The following is a 21,373-nucleotide window of genomic DNA, read 5'->3' as shown; positions in this document are numbered from 1 at the left end:
ATTTCGTCCGATATTGGCGAACTTGCCGCATAATCGGGGACGGTTATAAGGCTTCGCTGGTCGCCACCCGGGTGGTCCAGCATTAAACCGCGCTCACAGCCAGGCTTCCGAGAGGCCAAGAGGGTGTGTCAACCACTTCTCTTGCTGACGGATGCCGAGTCTGCGCGGCACAGGATTTTTTGCTGATTTCTCGCTGGATACCAAGCACACGGGACATTCAATATGTCGAACCACGCCAAAAAGGCCCTGACCGCAGCTCAAGAAGGCATCTGGTACGCCCAGGCACTGGATCCGGAGAGCCCGGCCCAGAACATGGCGGACTACCTGGACATCGCCGGCACCCTGCAGCTCGCATTGCTGGAGAAGGCGTTCGGCCAGGCGCTGGCCGAGGCCGAGCTGTTGCGTGTGCGGTTCGGGCAGAGCGGCCATGGGCCGTGGCAGGTGGTCGACCTCCCGCTTGACTACCGGTTGCCCGTGATCGACCTGCGGCAGGAGCCTGAGCCGGTGGCGGCCGCGGAGGCGTGGATGCGTGCCGAGGCGGCCCGTCCCGCCGATCTCGAAGACGGTCCGGTCTTCACCCTCGCCGCCCTTCTCGTGGGCGAGGACAGGACCGTGGTGTATCTGGGGGCCCATCACATCGCGCTGGACGGCATCGGGTACTCGGTGTGGCTCAACCGGGTGGCGGAGATCTACACCGCCCTGGAGGACGGAGAGGACTGCCCGTTCACGCCATTCGCGACCCTCGATGAGATCGTGGCCGACGATGAGTCGTACCGCGGTAGCGAGCAGTTCGCACAGGACCGGGCGTACTGGGCAGAGCAGATGGGGGACGCGTCCGAGGCCGTGACCCTGGCCTCACGGACGGCGTTTGCGTCCCGGCATTCTCACCGCCGGACCGCCGTGGTTTCGGCTGAGGTCGCGCAGTCGCTTCGACAGGTGGCCCGCGCGTCGGGCGTCGCTTTGCCTGCCCTGCTGATCGGGGCCGCCGGGCTGTACGTGCATCGGATGGCGCAGGTGCAGGAGGTCGTGCTGGGACTGACTGTCACGGCGCGCAAGGGGTCGCGTGTGCGCGGGTCGTTGGCGAGCATGGCCCAAGCGCTGCCGCTGCGTCTGCCCATCGCGCCGGGCATGAGCGTGCGTGACCTGGCTCGGGGGGCGTCTGCGCGGAGCCGGGGCGTGCTACAGCACCAGCGTTACCGATACGAGCACCTGCATCGCGACCTGAAACTCGCCCGTACGGGCGGTCGCATGTTCGGCCCCGTCATCAACTTTCTTCCCGATGACCGGACAATGCCCCGGTTCGGACGATGCGAGACCACCGCGCGCACGTACCTGGCGAACGGTGCGGTGGACGACCTGACGATCCTCGTCTACGAGCGGGACGCAGGTCTGAGGGTGGACTTCCTGGCCAACCCCGCGCTCTACACGGAAGAGGATAACGCCGCCCACCAGACTCGCTTTCTTCATCTGCTCGCGGCCCTGGCCCGCCTGGAGCCCGCTTCGCCGATCGCCCAGCTGGGTCTGGCCACCCCGGTCGAACACGACCGTATTCTGGTGGAGTGGAACGACACTTCCCGGGACATTCCACTCGCGACCCTTCCTGAGCTGGTCGAGGCGCAGGTTGCGCGCACGCCGGATGCGACCGCGGTGGTGTTCGGGGACATCCGGTTGACGTATGCGGAGCTGAACGCTCGGGCGAACCGTCTGGCGCGGCTGTTGGTCACCAGAGGTGTGGGGCCGGAGGGCCGGGTGGCCGTGTTGATGGACCGCTCGGTCGACTTGGTGGTCGCTCTGCTGGCGGTGGTCAAGGCGGGGGCGGCGTACGTCCCGCTCGATCCGGGTCATCCGGTCGATCGGATTGCTTTTGTGGTGGCCGATGCGCGGCCTGCTCTGGTGGTGACTGCCGGTGGTGTGGCGCCGGTGTTGCCGGTGTTGCCGGAGGGTGTGGCGCGGTTGGTCGTGGATGCTCCGGAGACCGTCGATGCGCTTTCGCGTTGTGAGGGTGGGGATCTGTCTGACGCTGACCGTGGTGTGGCGCTGGTAGCTGCTCATCCTGCGTATGTGATCTATACGTCGGGTTCGACGGGTCGGCCGAAGGGGGTGGTGGTCTCCCATCAGGCGATCGGTAACTTCGTGGCTGCTTTGCGCGGGCATCTGGCGCTGGGTGCCGATGATGTCCTTGTTGCGGTGACGACGGTGGCTTTCGACATTCATACGTTGGAGATGTATGTGCCGTTGGTGTCGGGGGCTTGCGTGGTGCTTGCCGGCCGGGACACGGTGCGGGATCCGCGGGCGCTGGCTGGGTTGATTGACCGGTCGGGGGCCACGGTGCTCCAGGCGACGCCGGCGGTGTGGCAGGCGCTGGCCGTGGAGGTTCCGGACGCGCTGGGCGGGCTGCGGGTACTGGTCGGTGGTGAGGTGCTGCCTGCGGCGTTGGCCGAGCGGTTGGCGGCGGCGGCCGTGTCGGTGACCAACTTGTACGGCCCGACGGAGACGACTGTGTGGTCGACGTTGGCGGCTGTGCATGGCGGACATGACGGGCGTGTGCCGATCGGACGGCCGATCTGGAACACCCGGGTGTTTGTGCTGGACGCTGCGTTGCGGCCGGTGCCGGTCGGGGTGGCGGGGGAGTTGTATGTGTCCGGGGCCGGCCTGGCCCGGGGATACCTCGACCGGCCGGGGTTGACCGCGGAGCGGTTCGTCGCCAACCCCTACGGCGGGCCGGGCGAGCGGATGTACCGCACCGGAGACCTCGCCCGCTGGAACACCGATGACCAGCTGGAATACCTCGGCCGTACCGACGACCAGGTCAAGATTCGCGGCTTCCGTATCGAACTCGGTGAGGTCGAGGCGGCTCTGGCCTCGCACCCGTCCGTCGCTCAGGCTGCCGTCATCGTGCGTGAGGACCAGCCCGGCGACAAGCGCTTGGTCGGCTACATCGTTCCCACGGGGGACTTTGTGCCGCAGACGGACGGTTCCGCGCTCCGCGCCCACGTCGCCGGGCTGCTGCCGGACTACATGGTGCCGGCGGCGATCGTCGAACTGGACGCACTCCCGCTCACGGCAAACCGCAAGCTGGACCGCAAAGCCCTCCCCGCTCCCGACTACGGCGCCGGTGTCACCGACCGGGGTCCGTCGAGCATGCAAGAGGAAATCCTGTGCGCGCTGGTCGCCGAGGTGCTCAACCTGCCCTCGGTCGGGCTCGACGACAACTTCTTCGAGGTGGGCGGGCACTCTCTGCTGGCGACCCGGCTGGTGAGCCGGATCCGGTCGGTGTTCGGGGTGGAAGTACCGATCCGGACGCTGTTCGAGGCACCCACGCTACGTGAGCTGGCAAGCCGGTTGACCACCTCCAGCGTGTCCCGGCCCCCGTTGCTGCCTGTGCTGCGGCCGGAGTTGGTGCCGTTGTCGTTCGCGCAGCAGCGGCTGTGGTTCCTGAGCGAGTTGGAAGGCCCGTCGGCGACCTACAACATCCCGATGGCGATACGCCTTACCGGCGCACTGGACACCGGCGCTCTGCGCGCAGCGTTGCGCGATGTGGTGGGTCGGCACGAGGTGCTGCGCACGCTGATCACCACCGTGGACGGCCGGCCCTACCAGCGGATCGTGGACACCGACACGATCGGTGACCTGCTCACCTCCGTCGATACCGAACAGGTCGTGCAGTCCGGGCTGACCCGGTTGGTCGCCGAGGCGGCGGGCCACCGGTTCGACCTGGCGGGCGAGACCCCACTGCGCGCCAGCCTGCTTCGGACCGGCCCCGAAGAGCACGTACTCATCATGGTGATGCATCACATCGCCGGTGACGGGTGGTCCCTGGGCCCGCTGGCCCACGATCTGTCGACGGCCTACGCCGCCCGCTCCGCCGGTGAGGTCCCCACATGGGCGTCCCTGCCCGTTCAGTACGCCGACTACAGCCTGTGGCAGCGGGAGTTGCTGGGCGACGCGTCCGATGCCGGCAGTCTGCTGTCGGAGCAGTTGACGTACTGGCGCGGCGCGCTGGACGGGGTGCCGGAGGAACTGGCGTTGCCGGCCGACCGGCCGCGTCCCCCGGTGACCTCCCACCGGGGCGGTACGGTCGATCTGCACATCGACGCGGAGGTGCACCGGGCGGTCGTGGATCTGGCCCGGGTGCAGGGTGTGACCGTGTTCATGGTGATGCAGGCGGCACTGGCCGTCCTGCTCAACCGCCACGGTGCCGGGGAGGACATCCCCATCGGCACCCCCATCGCCGGACGGACCGACGATAACCTTGACCAGCTCGTCGGGTTCTTCGTCAATACCCTCGTCCTGCGGTCCGACGTGTCGGGGAACCCCGACTTCACACAGCTCCTCGAGCGCATCCGTGAGCGCGCGCTGAACGCCTACGCGCACCAGGATGTACCGTTCGAGCGGCTGGTGGAGGAGCTCACCCCGGCCCGGTCGATGGCCCGCCACCCCTTGTTCCAGGTGATGCTCACCCTGCAGAACAACACCACGCCGGACCTTGAGTTGCCCGGCCTGAACGTCGAGATACTGCCCACCGGCGAGGTGCCGGCCAAGTTCGACCTGGACGTCCAGCTCAACGAGTACCTCTCCGACGGAGGCGAGCCTGCTGGGCTGCAGGGTGCGATCACCTATGCTGCCGACCTGTTCGACCATCACACCGCCGCCGGTATCGCCGAACGTCTTGTTCGGGTCCTGGAGACGGTGACCGCTGATCCGTCTGTCCCCGTGAGCCGGATCGACATCCTCAGTCCGGTCGAACACGACCGCATTGTGGTGGAGTGGAACGACACTTCCCGGGAGGTGCCGCCGGCCACGGTGACGGAGTTGTTCGAGGCGCAGGTGACGCGTACTCCTTCGGCGCCGGCCGTTGTGTTCGAGGGTGTCGAAGTGTCCTACGCGGAACTCAACGCCCGTGCCAACCGCCTCGCCCGACTGCTGGTGGAGCATGGCGCGGAGCCCGAGCAGTTGGTCGCTCTGGCGCTTCCTCGGTCCGTGGACCTCATCGTCGCCATCCTGGCCGTACTCAAGACAGGAGCTGCTTACCTTCCGTTGGATCCGGGTCATCCGGTCGATCGGATTGCTTTTGTGGTGGCCGATGCGCGGCCTGCTCTGGTGGTGACTGCCGGTGGTGTGGCGCCGGTGTTGCCGGTGTTGCCGGAGGGTGTGGCGCGGTTGGTCGTGGATGCTCCGGAGACCGTCGATGCGCTTTCGCGTTGTGAGGGTGGGGATCTGTCTGACGCTGACCGTGGTGTGGCGCTGGTGGCTGCTCATCCTGCGTATGTGATTTATACGTCGGGTTCGACGGGTCGGCCGAAGGGGGTGGTGGTCTCCCATCAGGCGATCGGTAACTTCGTGGCTGCTTTGCGCGGGCATCTGGCGCTGGGTGCCGATGATGTCCTTGTTGCGGTGACGACGGTGGCTTTCGACATTCATACGTTGGAGATGTATGTGCCGTTGGTGTCGGGGGCTTGCGTGGTGCTTGCCGGCCGGGACACGGTGCGGGATCCGCGGGCGCTGGCTGGGTTGATTGACCGGTCGGGGGCCACGGTGCTCCAGGCGACGCCGGCGGTGTGGCAGGCGCTGGCCGTGGAGGTTCCGGACGCGCTGGGCGGGCTGCGGGTACTGGTCGGTGGTGAGGTGCTGCCTGCGGCGTTGGCCGAGCGGTTGGCGGCGGCGGCCGTGTCGGTGACCAACTTGTACGGCCCGACGGAGACGACTGTGTGGTCGACGTTGGCGGCTGTGCATGGCGGACATGACGGGCGTGTGCCGATCGGACGGCCGATCTGGAACACCCGGGTGTTTGTGCTGGACGCTGCGTTGCGGCCGGTGCCGGTCGGGGTGGCGGGGGAGTTGTATGTGTCCGGGGCCGGCCTGGCCCGGGGATACCTCGACCGGCCGGGGTTGACCGCGGAGCGGTTCGTCGCCAACCCCTACGGCGGGCCGGGCGAGCGGATGTACCGCACCGGAGACCTCGCCCGCTGGAACACCGATGACCAGCTGGAATACCTCGGCCGTACCGACGACCAGGTGAAGATCCGTGGCTTCCGCATCGAACTCGGTGAGATCGAGGCGGCGCTGATGGCGCATCCGTCCGTGGGCCTGGCGGCGGTAGTGGTGCGTGAGGACCAGCCGGGCGACAGACGCCTCGTCGGATACGTCATCCCGGCGAGCGGTCCGGATGGTCTGAACATCTCGGACGTCCGTGCCGGCCTGTCAGCCGTGTTGCCGGACTACATGGTGCCGGCGGCGATCGTCGAACTGGAGACGCTCCCGCTGACGGTGAACCGCAAGCTGGACCGCAAGGCGCTGCCCGCCCCCGACTACGGCACCGATGCCGGCGGCCGGGGCCCGGCAAACGTGCAGGAGGAAATCCTGTGCGCGGTCTTCGCCGAGGTGCTCGATCTGCCTCAGGTCGGGGTGGACGACAACTTCTTCGACCTCGGCGGGCACTCTCTGCTGGCGACCCGTCTGGTGAGCCGGATCCGGTCGGTGTTCGGGGTGGAAGTACCGATCAGGACGTTGTTCGAGACTCCCACCCCGGCCGCTCTTGCCGGCCGACTGACCACTTCCAGTGTGTCCCGGCTTTCCTTGGCGCCTGTGCTGCGGCCGGAGTTGGTGCCGTTGTCGTTCGCGCAGCAGCGGCTGTGGTTCCTGAGCGAGCTGGAAGGCCCGTCGGCGACCTACAACATCCCGATGGCGCTGCGGCTGACCGGCACGCTGGACACCGATGCTCTGCGCGCAGCGTTGCGTGATGTGGTGGGCCGGCACGAGGTCCTGCGCACGCTGATCACCACTGAGGACGGCCGGCCCTGTCAGCGGATCGTGGACACCGACACGATCGGTGACCTGCTCACCACCGTCGACAGCGAAGGCGTCGCCCAGTCCGGGCTGAGCCGGTTGGTCGCCGAGGCGGCGGGCCACCGGTTCGACCTGGCGGGCGAGATCCCCCTGCGCGCCAGTCTGCTGCGCATCCGCCCCGACGAGCACGTGCTCGTCGTGGTGCTGCACCACATTGCCGGTGACGGCTGGTCGCTGGGCCCGCTGGCCCACGACCTGTCGACCGCCTACACCGCCCGTGCCGACGGACGGACGCCGGCATGGGGCCAGCTGCCGGTGCAGTACGCCGACTACAGCCTGTGGCAACGGGAGCTGCTGGGCGACGCGTCCGATGCCGACAGCCTCCTGGCCGGGCAACTCAGCTACTGGCGCCACGCGCTGGACGGGGTGCCCGAGGAACTGGCACTGCCGGCCGACCGGCCGCGTCCCTCCGTGGCCTCCCACCGGGGCGGCACCGTCGACCTGCACATCGACGCCGAAATGCACCGGGCGGTCGTCGAACTGGCCCGGGCGCAGGGCGTGACCGTGTTCATGGTCGTGCAGGCGGCGCTGACCGTCCTGCTCAACCGCCTCGGCGCCGGGGAGGACATCCCCATCGGCACCCCCATCGCCGGACGGACCGACGAGGCACTCGACGACCTGGTCGGATTCTTCGTCAACACCCTCGTCCTGCGCTCCGACCTGTCCGGCGACCCCGACTTCATCCAACTCCTCGAGCGCATCCGCGAGCACGCACTGAACGCCTACGCCCACCAGGACGTACCGTTCGAACGGCTGGTGGAGGAGCTCACCCCGGCCCGGTCGATGGCCCGCCACCCCCTGTTCCAGGTCATGCTCACCCTGCAGAACAACACCACGCCGGACCTTGAGTTGCCCGGCCTGAACGTCGAGGTGCTGCCCACCGGCGAGGCGCCGGCCAAGTTCGACCTGGACGTCCAACTCGGCGAACACCTCACCGACGACGGAACCCCCGCGGGCCTGCACGGCGTCCTCACCTACGCCACCGACCTGTTCGACCACCACACCGCCGTCGGCATCGGTGAACGTTTCGTTCGAGTCCTGGAAACGGTGACCGCGAATCCGTCTGTGCTCGTGAGCCGGATCGACACTCTCAGCGCGGTCGAACACCACCGCGTCCTGGTGGAGTGGAACGACACCGCCGGAGAGGTGCTGCCGGCCACGGTGACGGAGTTGTTCGAGGCGCAGGTGACGCGTACTCCTTCGGCGCCGGCCGTTGTGTTCGAGGGTGTCGAAGTGTCCTACGCGGAGCTCAACGCCCGTGTCAATCGGCTCGCCCGACTGCTGGTGGAGCATGGCGCGGAGCCCGAGCAGTTGGTCGCTCTGGCGCTTCCTCGGTCCGTCGACCTCATCGTCGCCATCCTGGCCGTACTCAAGACAGGGGCAGCGTACGTCCCGATCGATCCCGGTCATCCGGTCGATCGGATCGCCCATCTGCTCTCTGAGGCAAGGCCCTCGGTCCTCATCGCCGACGATGCGACGTGGGAGAGTCTGCGGGGCGTCGTCGACGTGGCTCGGTTGTCACTTGACGACCCCCGGTTGCGGCAGGACCTGTCGGGCCGTGCTGCGCATGATCTGTCCGACGTGGAGCGGCGCAGCCCGCTGCTGCTCGACCACCGTGCGTACGTCATCTACACCTCTGGGTCCACGGGGCGTCCGAAGGGCGTGGTGGTCACGCATCGTTCGCTCGTCAACAACATCGCCGCCGTCATGCCGGAGTACGGGATCGATGAGCGGTCGCGGGTGCTGGGGGCGACGGCCTTCAGCTTCGACGTGTCGGTGCAGGACCTCTTCATGACCTTGCTCTCCGGTGCGGTGTTCGTGCTGGCTGCCGATGAGGATCGGGTCGACCTCGAGCGCCTGCAGGGATTGATGCGTGCGCGGAGCGTGTCGGTGGCGCACATGACACCGGGAGTGGCGCGGTCGCTGGACCCTGCGCGGTTGCCGGAGCTGCGGTTGCTCGTGGTAGGGGGTGAAGCGCCGGACGCGGGTCTGATCGACCGGTGGGCTACTGCCGATCGGGAGTTCTACAACAGTTACGGGCCGACGGAGACGACCGTCGGGGCCACGCTGATGCGGTGTGCTGCGCCGTCGTGGGGCCGTACTCCGCCGATCGGCCGTCCGATAGTGAACACCCGGGCCTTCGTGCTGGATCGGTCGTTGCGGCCGGTGCCTCCGGGGGTGGCCGGGGAGTTGTATCTGGCAGGTGTTCAGCTGGCGCGGGGATACCTCGACCGGCCCGCGCTGACCGCGCAGCGCTTCGTCGCCAACCCCTACGGTGGTCCGGGCGAGCGGATGTACCGCACCGGTGACCTGGCCCGCTGGAACACCGACGGGCAGCTCGAGTACCTGGGCCGTACCGACGACCAGGTCAAGATCCGAGGCTTCCGCATCGAACTCGGCGAGATCGAGGCCGCGCTGATGGCGCATCCGTCCGTGGGCCAGGCGGCAGTGGTGGTGCGTGAGGACCAGCCCGGCGACAAGCGCCTGGTCGGCTACGCCGTCCCGGCGAGCGGTCCGGACGGTGTGGACATCACCGACGTCCGTGCCGGCCTGTCAGAGGTGTTGCCGGACTACATGATGCCGGCGGCGATCGTCGCACTGGACGCGCTCCCGCTGACGGTCAACCGCAAGCTGGACCGCAAAGCCCTGCCCGCTCCCGACTACAGCGCCACGAGCCCGAGCCGGGAGCCGCGGACCCTTCAGGAACACCTTCTCAGTCAGGCGTTCGCCGACATTCTTGGCCTCGCGCACGTCGGGGTGGACGACAACTTCTTCGACCTCGGCGGGCACTCCCTGCTGGCCACCCGCCTGGTCAGTCGCATCCGCACCACCCTCGGGGCCGAGATCCCGGTTCGAGCCCTGTTCGAAACCTCAACCGTCGCCGGGCTCGCCCTCCGTCTCGCCAAGGCCGGCGCCGACGGCACACGTCTGCCGCTGACTGTCCGGCCGAGGCCCGACACGGTGCCGCTGTCGTACGCCCAGCAACGCCTGTGGTTCCTGGAGCAGCTGGAAGGGCCTTCCGCGCTCTACAACATCCCCATCGCCCTCCGCCTCACCGGAGACCTCGACCCCGACGTCCTCCGAACCGCTCTCAACGACGTCGTCACCCGCCACGAAATCCTCCGCACCGTCTTCGGACATGTCGACGGCGTACCTGAGCAGCGCATCCTCGCTCAACAGGCGATGGACCTGCCGCTCGTCCCGGAGGAAATGCCGGAGGGCGAGTTGGCGCGGGCAGTGGCCGAAGAAGCACTGCGCCCCTTCGACCTCACCGGTGAACTCCCGCTTCGGGCAAGGCTGTTCGCTGTGACGCCACAGGAACACGTTCTGGTCCTGGTGCTGCACCACATCGCCGGCGACGGCTGGTCCCTCACACCGCTCGCCCGCGACATCTCCACCGCCTACACCGCCCGCGCCAACGGCCGGACGCCGGCCTGGGAACCGCTCCCGGTCCAGTACGCGGACCACACCCTCTGGCAGCGCGACCTCCTGGGCGAGGACCACGACGCGGCAAGCATCCTCAACCACCAGCTGGACTACTGGCGCGAGACCCTCGCCGGCCTGCCGGAGGAACTCACCCTGCCCACCGACCGGCCCCGGCCACCGGTGGCCACCCACCGCGGCGGCACCGTCGACCTGCGCATCGACGGCGAACTCCACGAGCGGATCACCGGCCTGGCCCGCGCCGAAGGCGTCACCGAGTTCATGGTGCTCCAGGCCGCCCTCGCCACCCTGCTCTTCCGCCTGGGCGCGGGTGCCGACATTCCTATCGGGACCTCCCTGGCGGGCCGCACCGACGAAAGCCTGGACGAGCTGGTCGGCTTCTTCGTGAACACCTTGGTCCTCCGCACCGACATCTCGGGCGAGCCGTCATTCCGTGAACTGATGCACCGGGTACGCGAACGAGGTCTGGACGCCTTCGCTCACCAGGACGTGCCGTTCGAACGGCTGGTGGAAGACGTGGCCCCCACCCGTTCCATGGCCCGCCACCCCCTTTTCCAGGTCATGCTCGCTCTGCAGAACGCCGCGCCCGCGAGCCTCACTCTGCCCGGAGTCGAAACCCGCCTCCTCAACACGGGGGATCGGCCCGCCAAGTTCGACCTCGACTTCCAGCTCCGCGAGACCCACACCGGCGGCCTGACCGGCTCCGTCGTCTACGCCACCGACCTGTTCGATCACGGCACGGCGGAGTCGCTGGCCGAGCGGTTCCTGCGAATCCTCGATTCCGTCACGGCCGACCCCGCCCAGCCCGTCACGGACATCGACCTGCTCAGCGAGGACGAGCGTCACAGCGTGCTGGTGGAGTGGAACGACACCGCGCACGAGGTGCCGGCGGCGACGCTTGCGGACCGCTTCCAGGCACAGGTCGCGCGCACTCCCGACGCCACCGCCGTCATCTTCGAAGACGTACGGCTGTCCTACGCCGATCTCAACGCGCGTGCCAACCGGCTCGCCCGTCTCATGGCCGGACGCGGCGCGGGGCCCGAATCCCTCGTCGCGGTCCACCTGGAACGCTCCGCCGATCTCGTCGTGGCCCTGCTGGCCGTTCTCAAGACAGGCGCCGCCTACCTCCCCGTCGACCCCGACCATCCTGCCGACCGCATCACCCGTCTCCTCGCCGACGCCGGACCCGTACTTCTGCTCACCGCCGAGGCACTGCACCCGGCAGACCGCCGACAGGTCCCCTGCCTCGTCCTCGACGACCCGCAAGTGACCACTCGCCTCAGCCGGCTGTCGGCCGCCGACGTCGAGGACGGCGACCGCACCCGGGACCTTCTCGTCGATCACCCGGCGTACGTCATCTACACCTCTGGGTCCACCGGACGTCCCAAGGGCGTCACGATCACCCACCGGGGCCTGATCAATCGATTGACGTGGATGCAGGATGCCTATCGGCTCACGTCGGACGACCGGGTGGTGCAGAAGACGCCGTTCGGGTTCGACGTGTCGGTGTGGGAGTTCTTCTGGCCGCTGATCGAAGGTGCCACCCTCGTGATGGCCCGCCCTGGCGGTCACCGTGACCCGGGGTACCTGGCCGAGCTGATCCAGCGCGAGCAGGCCACCATCGCCCACTTCGTCCCGTCGATGTTGCAGGTGTTCGTCGCCGAACCCACCGCTCAGGAGTGCACGTCTCTGCGGGCCGTGGTCTGCAGCGGCGAGGCGTTGTCAGTCTCGTTGCGCGACCAGTTCCATGCGGTGCTGCCGATCTCGCTGCACAACCTGTACGGCCCGACCGAGGCTGCCGTCGATGTCACCGCCTTCACCTGTGAGCCGGGTGCCGGCGCCGGTGGTGTGGTGCCGATCGGTCGTCCGGTCTGGAACACGCAGGTGTTCGTGCTGGACGCGGCGTTGCGGCCGGTACCGGCCGGGGTGGCCGGTGAGCTGTACCTGGCCGGTGTGCAGTTGGCCCGGGGCTATCTGGACCGGCCCGGCCTGACCGCCGAGCGGTTCGTCGCCAACCCCTACGGCGGTCCGGGCGAGCGGATGTACCGCACGGGTGACCTGGCCCGGTGGAACACCGACGGGCAACTGGAGTATCTGGGCCGTACCGACGACCAAGTGAAGATCCGCGGGTTCCGTATCGAACTCGGCGAGATCGAAGCGGCCCTGCTCACCCACCTGTCCGTCACACAGGCGGCCGTGGTGGTGCGAGAGGACCGGCTGGGCGACAAGCGCCTGGTCGGGTACGTGGTGGCAGCCGGTGATACGGACATCGCGGAGCTCCGCGCTCACCTGGCCCGGGTGCTGCCCGAGTACATGGTCCCGGCCGTGATCGTGGTGCTCGACGAACTGCCGTTGACGGTCAACGGCAAGCTCGACCGAAGGGCGTTGCCGGTTCCGGAATACGGTGCCGGGGCCACCGGGCGCGGGCCTTCGACGGTGCAGGAGGAGATCCTGTGCGCGCTGTTCGCCGAGGTGCTCGGCCTGCCCTCCGTCGGTGTCGATGACGACTTCTTCGAGCTGGGCGGCCACTCGCTGCTGGCGGTGACGCTGGTGGAGCGGGCCCGGGCGGCGGGTGTCGTGGTGGATGTACGGACGCTGTTCACCAGCCCGACCGTGGCTGGTCTGGCGGCGCTGCAGGGCGCTCCGAAGGTGGTGCTGCCGGCCAACGGCATCCCCGCCGATGCCACCACGATCACTCCGGAGATGGTGACGCTGGCCGACCTCACGGCGGAGGAGATCAACGGAATCATCGCGGAGGTGCCCGGCGGCGCGGCCAACATCGCAGACATCTACCCGCTGGCCCCGCTCCAGGAAGGCATCCTCTTCCACCACCTGCTGGAGGGCGAGAACGGCACCGACCTGTACACGCTGCCGTATGTCCTGCGCCTCGACTCCCGGCCGCGGGTGGACGCTTTTCTCGCCGCTGTGCAGCAGGTGGTCGACCGGCACGACATCCTGCGTACGGCCTTCCTGTGGGAAGGGCTCCGGGAGCCCGTCCAGGTCGTCCTGCGCACCGCCCCCATCTCGGTCAAGACCCTCCAGTTGGAGGGCGCGGATGTCGTGGGCCGCCTGCTGGCCACACGCACCGCGCCGATGGACGTGCGGAGCGCCCCCCTGCTGCAACTCGGCGTCGCGCAGGACCTTGACGACCAGCGGTGGTACGTCCTGCTCGAAGTGCATCACCTCGTGCAGGACCGTACGTCCCTCGCCCTGGTCTTCGACGAGATCCGCGCGATCCTGTCCGGAAGCGGAGACACGCTGCCGGCGCCGCTGCCGTTCCGCGAGTTCGTCGCGCAGGCACGGCTCACGATCCCGGCGCAGGAGCACGAGCGCTTCTTCGCGGAACTCCTGGGCGACGTGAGCGAGCCGACCGCGCCGTACGGGCTGCTGGACGTGCACGGCGACGGCAGCGGCGTGTCCGAGGTACGCATGCCACTCGATGCGGATGTGGCCCAGCGACTGAGGGAGCAGGCGCGACGCCTGGGTGTCAGCCCGGCGACGCTGTTCCACGTCGCCTGGGCGCGTGTCGTGTCAGCCACCTCGGGCCGTGACGACGTGGTGTTCGGCACGGTGCTGTTCGGCCGGATGAACGCGGGCGCCGGAGCCGACCGGGTACCCGGTCTGTTCGTCAACACGCTGCCCGCCCGCCTCGACATCGGCTCCGTGAGCGTGCGCGACGCCGTGTACGCCATGCGGCGGCAGCTCGCGGACCTGCTGGTGCACGAGCACGCACCTCTCATCCTGGCTCAGCGGGCCAGCGCCCTTCCCGCTCGGACACCGCTGTTCACCTCGCTGTTCAACTACCGTCACAGCGAAGACGCCGCCGCTCCGATCCCCGCCGGGATGGAACTGCTGCACGGGCACGAGCGCACCAACTTCCCGCTGGAATTCTCCGTCAACGACACGAACCCCCACTTCACCCTCACTGTCCAGTCGGTGGCCCCGGTCGATCCGCGGTCGGTGGTCGCCTTCATGCAGACCACGGTCGAGGATCTCGTCACGGCACTCGAGGAGGATCCCGGGCGACCGCTGCGTGCGATCCACGTTCTGGACGACAAACAGCGCCGGCTGCTGGTCGACTGGAACGACACGGCGCGTGATGTTGCTCCCGCCACACTTCCCGAGCTGTTCCAGAGGCAGGTGGCTCGGACCCCCGATGCGACTGCGGTGCGGTTCGAGGGGCTCCATCTCACCTACGGGGAGCTGAACGCGCGGGCCAATCGGTTGGCGCGGTTGCTGGTGGCGCGTGGTGCGGGCCCGGAGCGCCGGGTGGCGGTGATGATGGATCGCTCGGCGGACCTTGTTGTCGCACTGCTTGCTGTGGTCAAGGCCGGTGGGGCGTATGTGCCGATCGATCCGGAGTATCCGGCGGAGCGTGTGGCTTACGTGCTGCGGGATGCGCAGCCGGCGCTGGTGGTGACCACCCGTGAGGTCGAGGGTGTGCTGGCGGAGAACGTGGCACGTGTGGTGCTGGACGACGCCGCGACGATCAGCGAACTGGGGAGCCGGGCTGACGGGGACTTGTCGGACGCCGACCGCGGTGGGGTGCTGCTATCGGCCCACGCGGCGTATGTGATCTACACCTCGGGATCGACCGGGCGTCCGAAGGGTGTGGCGGTTCCGCATGCGGGTGTCGTGAACCGGCTGGCGTGGATGCAGGGCGCCTACCGCCTGACCCCGGAGGACCGGGTGGTGCAGAAGACGCCGTTCGGGTTCGACGTGTCGGTGTGGGAGTTCTTCTGGCCGCTGCTGGAGGGGGCCACCCTTGTGGTGGCCCGTCCTGGCGGTCACCGTGACCCGGGGTATCTGGCCGAGCTGATCCGGCGCGAGCATGTGACGATCGCTCACTTCGTGCCGTCGATGCTTCAGGTGTTCGTGACGGCGGCCGAGACGTCGCGGTGGACGCTGCCGTCACTGCGCGCGGTCATGGCCAGCGGTGAGGCTCTGCCTGCCGAGCTGTGGGACCGGTTCGCGGCCTCGTTGGGTGTCCCGCTGCACAACCTGTACGGGCCGACGGAAGCGTCCATCGACGTGACCGCTTTCACCTGTGAACCGGGTGTTGAGGCTGGTGGTGTGGTGCCGATCGGTCGCCCGGTCTGGAACACGCAGGTGTTCGTGCTGGACGCGGCGTTGCGCCCGGTGCCGGCCGGGGTGGCTGGGGAGCTGTATCTGGGCGGTGTGCAGCTGGCCCGGGGATATGTCAACCGGCCCGGTCTGACCGCTGAACGCTTCGTTGCCAGCCCCCATGGCGGGCCGGGTGAGCGGATGTATCGCACCGGGGATCTGGCCCGGTGGAACACCGAGGGTGCTCTGGAGTATCTGGGCCGTACCGATGACCAGGTCAAGGTCCGTGGCTTCCGCATCGAGCTCGGCGAGATCGAGGCCGCGCTGCTCACCCACCCGTCGGTGGGCCAGGCCGCGGTGGTGGTCCGGGAAGACCAGCCGGGCGACAAACGCCTCACCGGATACATCGTTCCCGCCCGCGAGTTGTCCGCCGAGGATGTCAGTGCCTTCAGGGCGGCGGGTGGCGCTCTGCGGACCCATGCCGCGGCCGTGCTGCCGGACTACATGGTGCCGTCGGCGATCGTGGTCCTGGACGTGCTGCCGCTGACGGTGAACGGCAAGCTGAACCGATCCGCCCTTCCGGTGCCCGAATACGCCGTCCAGGGCGAGAGCAGGGAACCCGCGTCACCTGAAGAGGCGGCTCTCTGCCGCATCTTTGAGAAGGTGCTGGGTGTCCCCGACATCGGAGTGGACGACAACTTCTTCGACCTCGGCGGGCACTCTCTCCTCGCGACCCAGCTCGCTGGTCATATTCGCGCCACCCTCGGCAGGGAAGTCCCGATCCGCGCGATCTTCGAAACGCCCACTCCCGCAGGCCTGGCGAAGCGGCTGGGACCGGAGAAGCACAGCCGGCCCGTTCTGAGTCCCCGGCGACGCTAGGGGCGCCAGCCCTCTCGTTCCCGCCCACCTTTTTTCTGTTCAGTCCGTCACCTGTCGTAGAGAGCACCTCGATGATTCCTCTGTCCTTTGCCCAGCAGCGGTTGTGGTTCCTTGGTGAACTGCAGGGACCCAACGGCACGTACAACATCCCGATCACTCTGCGGCTGACCGGTGACCTGAACCGCAAGGCCCTGCACACGGCACTGGTGGACCTGATCGAGCGGCACGAGGCGCTGCGGACGCTGATCGCGACAGACGACGGCGTCCCCCAGCAGCAGATCCTCACCCCGGACGACGCCGGCCTGCCGCTGCCGGTGATCAAGGTTTCGGAAGACGAGATAGCGCGGGTGGTGGCCGAGGAATCCGTCCGCCCGTTCGACCTCTCCCGCGAGATCCCCTTGCGGGCATGTCTTCTCGCAGTGGCCCCGCAGGACCATGTGCTGGTCCTGGTGGCCCATCACATCGCCAGCGACGGATGGTCCCTGGCGCCTTTGGCACGGGACGTCTCCACCGCGTACACCGCTCGGTCGGGCGGTCACGCCCCCACCTGGGAACCGCTCCCGATCCAGTACGCCGACTACGCCCTCTGGCAGCGTGAACTCCTCGGAGGTGAGGACGACCCGGCGAGCTTCCTGAACCAGGAGCTGTCGTACTGGCGGAAGGCTCTGGCCGACCTGCCGGAGGAACTGCCCCTGCCGTTCGACCGTCCACGGCCCTCCATGCCGAGCCACCGCAACGGCAGCGCGGACCTCGACATCACCGCCGATCTGCACCGGCGGATCAGCGCCCTCGCCCGGGCTGAGGGCGTCACCATGTTCGCGGTGCTCCATGCCGCGCTCGCCACCACCCTCTCCCGTCTCGGCGCCGGCACCGACATCCCCATCGGCACTCCGGTGGCCGGGCGTACCGAAGTCGCTCTGAACGATCTTGTCGGCTTCTTCGTGAACACCCTGGTGATCCGAGGCGACCTGTCGGGACGCCCATCCTTCCGCGACGTGCTGGCCCGGGTACACGAACGGAACCTGGACGCGCTCACCCATCAGGAACTGCCCTTCGAGCGGCTGGTGGAGGACCTCGCGCCCGCCCGGTCGATAGCCCGTCAGCCGTTGTTCCAGGTCATGCTGGCATTGCAGGACAACGGCGAACCGGCCCTCGCGCTGCCCGGCCTCGACGTGACCGTGCTGGCGAGCAGGGAAGCGCCGGCCAGAGCCGACCTTGCCGTCTCCGTCAGGGAGACCTTCGGCCCCGGCGGCGTCCCGACCGGTCTCATGGGCGGGATCGGCTACGTGGCCGATCTGTTCGATCACGCCACGGTGCAGACGCTGGCCGAGCGATTTGTCCGGGTGCTCGACGCGGTGACCGCCGACCCGGCACAGCCCGTCGACGACATCGACCTGCTCAGCCCGGCCGAACGCCGGCAGGTCGTGATCGGATGGAACGACACCGCGCACGACGTCCCGGCGGCGACGCTGTCCGAACTGTTCGAGGCGCAGGTGCTTCGCACCCCCGACGCGACGGCGGTGATGTTCGAGGACGTCGACGTGTCCTACACCGACCTCAACGCCCGCGCCAACCGGCTCGCCCGCCACCTGGCCGACCACGGCGTCGGCCCGGAAACCCTCGTCGGGGTGCATCTCGAACGCTCCGCCGATCTGATCGTCACCCTCCTGGCGGTGGTGAAAGCCGGCGGCGCCTACCTCCCCATCGACCCCGACCACCCCGCCGACCGGATCGCCCACCTGCTCTCCGACGCCCGGCCCGCCGTCGTCGTCACCACAGGCGCTCTCCACCCGCATCTTCCCGCCGGTGAGAAGGTGCGGCACCTCGTCCTCGACGCCCCGGACACGAAGCTCACACTCGAGGGCCTGTCCGCGACCGACCTCGACGACAGCGACCGCCACGGTCTGTTGCTGCCCGCGCACCCGGCGTACGTCATCTACACGTCCGGGTCGACCGGACGGCCCAAGGGGGTCGCCGTTCCGCATCAGGGGGTGGCCAACCGCCTGGAATGGATGCAGCACCAGTACCCGATCGGAGCCTCGGATCGGGTACTGCAGAAGACCCCGTTCGGATTCGACGTATCGGTCTGGGAATTCTTCTGGCCTCTCCTCCAGGGCGCAGTCCTGGTCGTGGCCCGCCCCGGCGGACACCGCGACCCCGCCTACCTGGCCGACCTCATCCAGACCCGGCACGTCACCGTCAGCCATTTCGTCCCCTCCATGCTGAAGGTCTTCCTCACCGACCCTTCGGCCTCCCGCTGCACCACCCTGCGCGCCGTCCTGTGCAGCGGCGAAGCCCTCACCCCCGAACTCCGCGACCACTTCCTGCGCACGCTGAACGCCCCCCTGCACAACCTCTACGGCCCCACCGAAGCCTCCATCGATGTCACCCACGCCTCGCATCTGACAGGTGACGACCCGGTCGTCCCCATAGGCCGACCCGTGTGGAACACCCACACCTACGTCCTCGACGCCTCCTTGCGACCCGTTCCCCCCGCTGTCCCCGGTGAGCTCTACCTTGCAGGCGCCCAACTCGCCCGCGGCTACCTCGAGCGCCCCGGCCTCACCGCCGAGCGCTTCGTCGCCAACCCCCACGGTCAGCTCGGCGAACGCATGTACCGCACCGGCGACCTCGTGCGCTGGACCACTGACGGACAGCTGGAATACCTCGGCCGCACCGACGACCAGGTCAAGATCCGCGGCTTCCGCATCGAACTCGGCGAGGTCGAAGCCGCCCTGGCCTCGCACCCGGCCGTCGCCCAGGCCGCCGTTGTCGTCCGCGAGGACCAGCCCGGCGACAAGCGCCTGGTCGGCTACATCGTTCCGAAGGCCGACATCGACGGCACCGTCGTCCGCACCCACGTCGCCGGCCTGCTGCCCGACTACATGGTGCCCTCGGCCGCGGTGGTCCTGGACGCCCTCCCGCTCACGGTGAACGGCAAGCTCGACCGGGCCGCCCTGCCCGCGCCCGAGTACACCTCAGGGCACGCGAGCCGAGGGCCGCGCACCGCCCGCGAGGAGATCCTGTGCGACGCCTTCGCCGAGATCCTCGGCCGGCCGCACGTCGGGGTCGACGACAACTTCTTCGACCTCGGCGGGCACTCGCTGCTGGCGGTGACGCTGGTGGAACGGCTGCGCGCGCGTGGCCTGTCGGTCGATGTACGGTCCCTGTTCACCACGCCCACCGTGGCCGGTCTCGCGGCGACCAGCGGTCGAGCCGAGGTACAGGTTCCCGCGAACCGGATCCCGGCCGGTTCGCAGGTGATCACGCCGGACATGCTTCCCCTGGTCGAATTGGACGCCGGGCACATCGCGGAGATCACCGCCCGTATCCCCGGCGGCGCCGCGAATGTGGCGGACGTGTACCCGCTTGCTCCGCTGCAGGAGGGCATCCTCTTCCACCACCTCATGGGCGGCGAGAGCGCGGATGAGGGCGTGTATGTCCTCCCCACCGTTCTCCGCTTCGATTCCCGCGACGGACTAGAAGGCTGCTGAAAATCTTGTTGTGGGGCTGTCCGGCCGTAGGCCGGGCGGCCCTTTTCGCTATGCGGTGGCAGGGGCGAGGTGCCAGGTGGTGTTGGTGCGGGTGAGTCCGAGGGTGATCAGTCGGCGGAGGTTGAGAGCGGCGGCGCGGTGGTGGAGCCAGATGTTGTTGGCGATGACGCCTCGGTAGGGAACCCGGCGGTTGCCCTTGGCGACGAGCCAGGCGATGGCGCGTTCGACAGGTGGCCGCCATCGGCGGTATTCGTCCTGCCAGCCGACGTCGGTGGCGGCCTGTGACCGGGCGGCGGCCAGCAGCTCGTAGTGGGGGTGGACGTTGAGGGTGCGTCCGGTCTTGGAGGTGGTGCAGCGCTCTCGCAGGGGACAGCCGGTGCATGCGCGCTTGAACTGGGCGGTGCGGGCGCTGCCTGCCTTGATCTGGCCGAGGTTGGCGGTGTGTCCGGCCGGGCAGGTTGCGGTGCCGGCGGCCTGGTCGATACGGAAATCATCGATGGTGTAGCCACCGGGGACGGCCTGCCGCAGCGGTGGCGGCTTGATCACCAGGGTGTGGCCGTCGGCCTGCAGTTGTGCGCGCAGGTCCCCGGTGCCGTAGGCAGAGTCGCCGAGCACGGTTAACTCGCCGTCCTCCCCCTCCAGAAGTTCGCAGGCGACGGCGGCCTCGTGATTGTCGGGACCGTAGCCGCTGGTCAGGGCGACGGCCGTGAACAGGCCGGTCTCCGGCTCGAAAGACGCATGCCCTTTAAAGCCGTCCTGGTGACGGGTGCGGTTCTTGTGGATGTGCCGTGTGTCGGGGTCGACGGTGGACACCGCCCGGTCCGCCACCGTGCGCTTCGCGATACGCCAGCGGCCATCGCGCCCGTCGGAGTCCTCGGCGGGTTCCACGTCCTGGCCGGCGACCAGGGCCAGCAGGCCGACCGCGTTCGCCGCCTTCTCGCCCAGGTTCTGCTCGGGCAGGCGCCCGAGCAGGTTGAGGGCGTCGGTGACCAGCGCGTCGGCCAGCGCGGCGCGGGCCGACTCGTCGTCCCAGGCGATCCTCGGCTTGCCCGGGTCGGTGTAGTCGTGCGCCCGGCAGTGCCCCGCGGCCACCTCCTCCGCGCCGGGAACCTCGCGGATCACCCGGCGGATCGCGGAGATGATCTGGGTGACGGTGTCCTGGGTGGCCACCGCGTCATCGAGCACGGTGGAGTCCAGCGCCCGCCGCTGCCTGCCCTTGAGCACACCGGTCGCGGCCACGACCTCTTTGACCTTGGTGAAGATCCGCATCGGATCGGCCGAATGACGCAGCCGACGCCGGAAGTACGTCAGCAGCGACGGATCGAACGCCATGTCGTACAGCCCGAGCCCGCAAGCGGCCTTCCACCGCAGGTCACACCGCAGTTCCTGGACCGTCTCGAAATCCGACAGCCCCTGCAGGCTCTGCAACACCACCGTCGCGGCCAGCACCTGCGGCGGCAGACTCGGCCGCCCGTTGGACGAGGGATACATGTCCGCGAACATCGACGGCGGGAACAGCGCCTCGCGATGTTCGGCCAGGAACGCGAACACACTCCCGGCCGGGATCAACTCCCGGCAGGTCTCCCACACATCCGGCCCGACCAACTCCCCAGCCCATTCCCCCTGCATGCTCACAAGACTGGCCC

3 protein-coding genes are annotated in these 21,373 nt (G+C 68.7%); 2 read left to right on the top strand and 1 reads right to left on the bottom strand.

Features of this window, described 5'->3' with window-relative positions; all coding sequences use genetic code 11:
• The first annotated feature begins 222 nt into the window (after positions 1-222).
• Both DN051_RS01450 and DN051_RS01445 read left to right on the top strand, forming a co-directional pair.
• Positions 223-16,233 (top strand): non-ribosomal peptide synthase/polyketide synthase, encoded by a 16,011-nt coding sequence (locus DN051_RS01450; protein WP_112437674.1) that lies wholly within the window; start codon positions 223-225, stop codon positions 16,231-16,233.
• Positions 16,234-16,304: 71 nt separating this feature from the next.
• Entirely contained in the window at positions 16,305-19,727 is a 3,423-nt protein-coding gene (locus DN051_RS01445) for a non-ribosomal peptide synthetase (RefSeq protein WP_112437673.1), read from the top strand.
• Positions 19,728-19,775: 48 nt separating this feature from the next.
• Here the strand turns inward: DN051_RS01445 and DN051_RS01440 are convergent, their stop codons facing one another.
• On the bottom strand, positions 19,776-21,356 hold the full coding sequence (locus tag DN051_RS01440; RefSeq protein WP_112437672.1) for an IS1182 family transposase: 1,581 nt from the start codon (positions 21,354-21,356) through the stop codon (positions 19,776-19,778).
• Positions 21,357-21,373 lie beyond the last annotated feature (17 nt).

This window comes from Streptomyces cadmiisoli (genome assembly GCF_003261055.1).
Taxonomy (GTDB): domain Bacteria; phylum Actinomycetota; class Actinomycetes; order Streptomycetales; family Streptomycetaceae; genus Streptomyces; species Streptomyces cadmiisoli.
Note: the sequence above shows the minus strand (reverse complement) of the source record. Positions and strands in the feature narration are given on the sequence as shown.

Coding starts and splice junctions, on each gene's coding strand:
- DN051_RS01440 (WP_112437672.1), bottom strand. CDS start 21,356: ATGCAGGGGGAATGGGCTGGGGAGTTGGTCGGGCCGGATGTGTGGGAG.
- DN051_RS01445 (WP_112437673.1), top strand. CDS start 16,305: ATGATTCCTCTGTCCTTTGCCCAGCAGCGGTTGTGGTTCCTTGGTGAA.
- DN051_RS01450 (WP_112437674.1), top strand. CDS start 223: ATGTCGAACCACGCCAAAAAGGCCCTGACCGCAGCTCAAGAAGGCATC.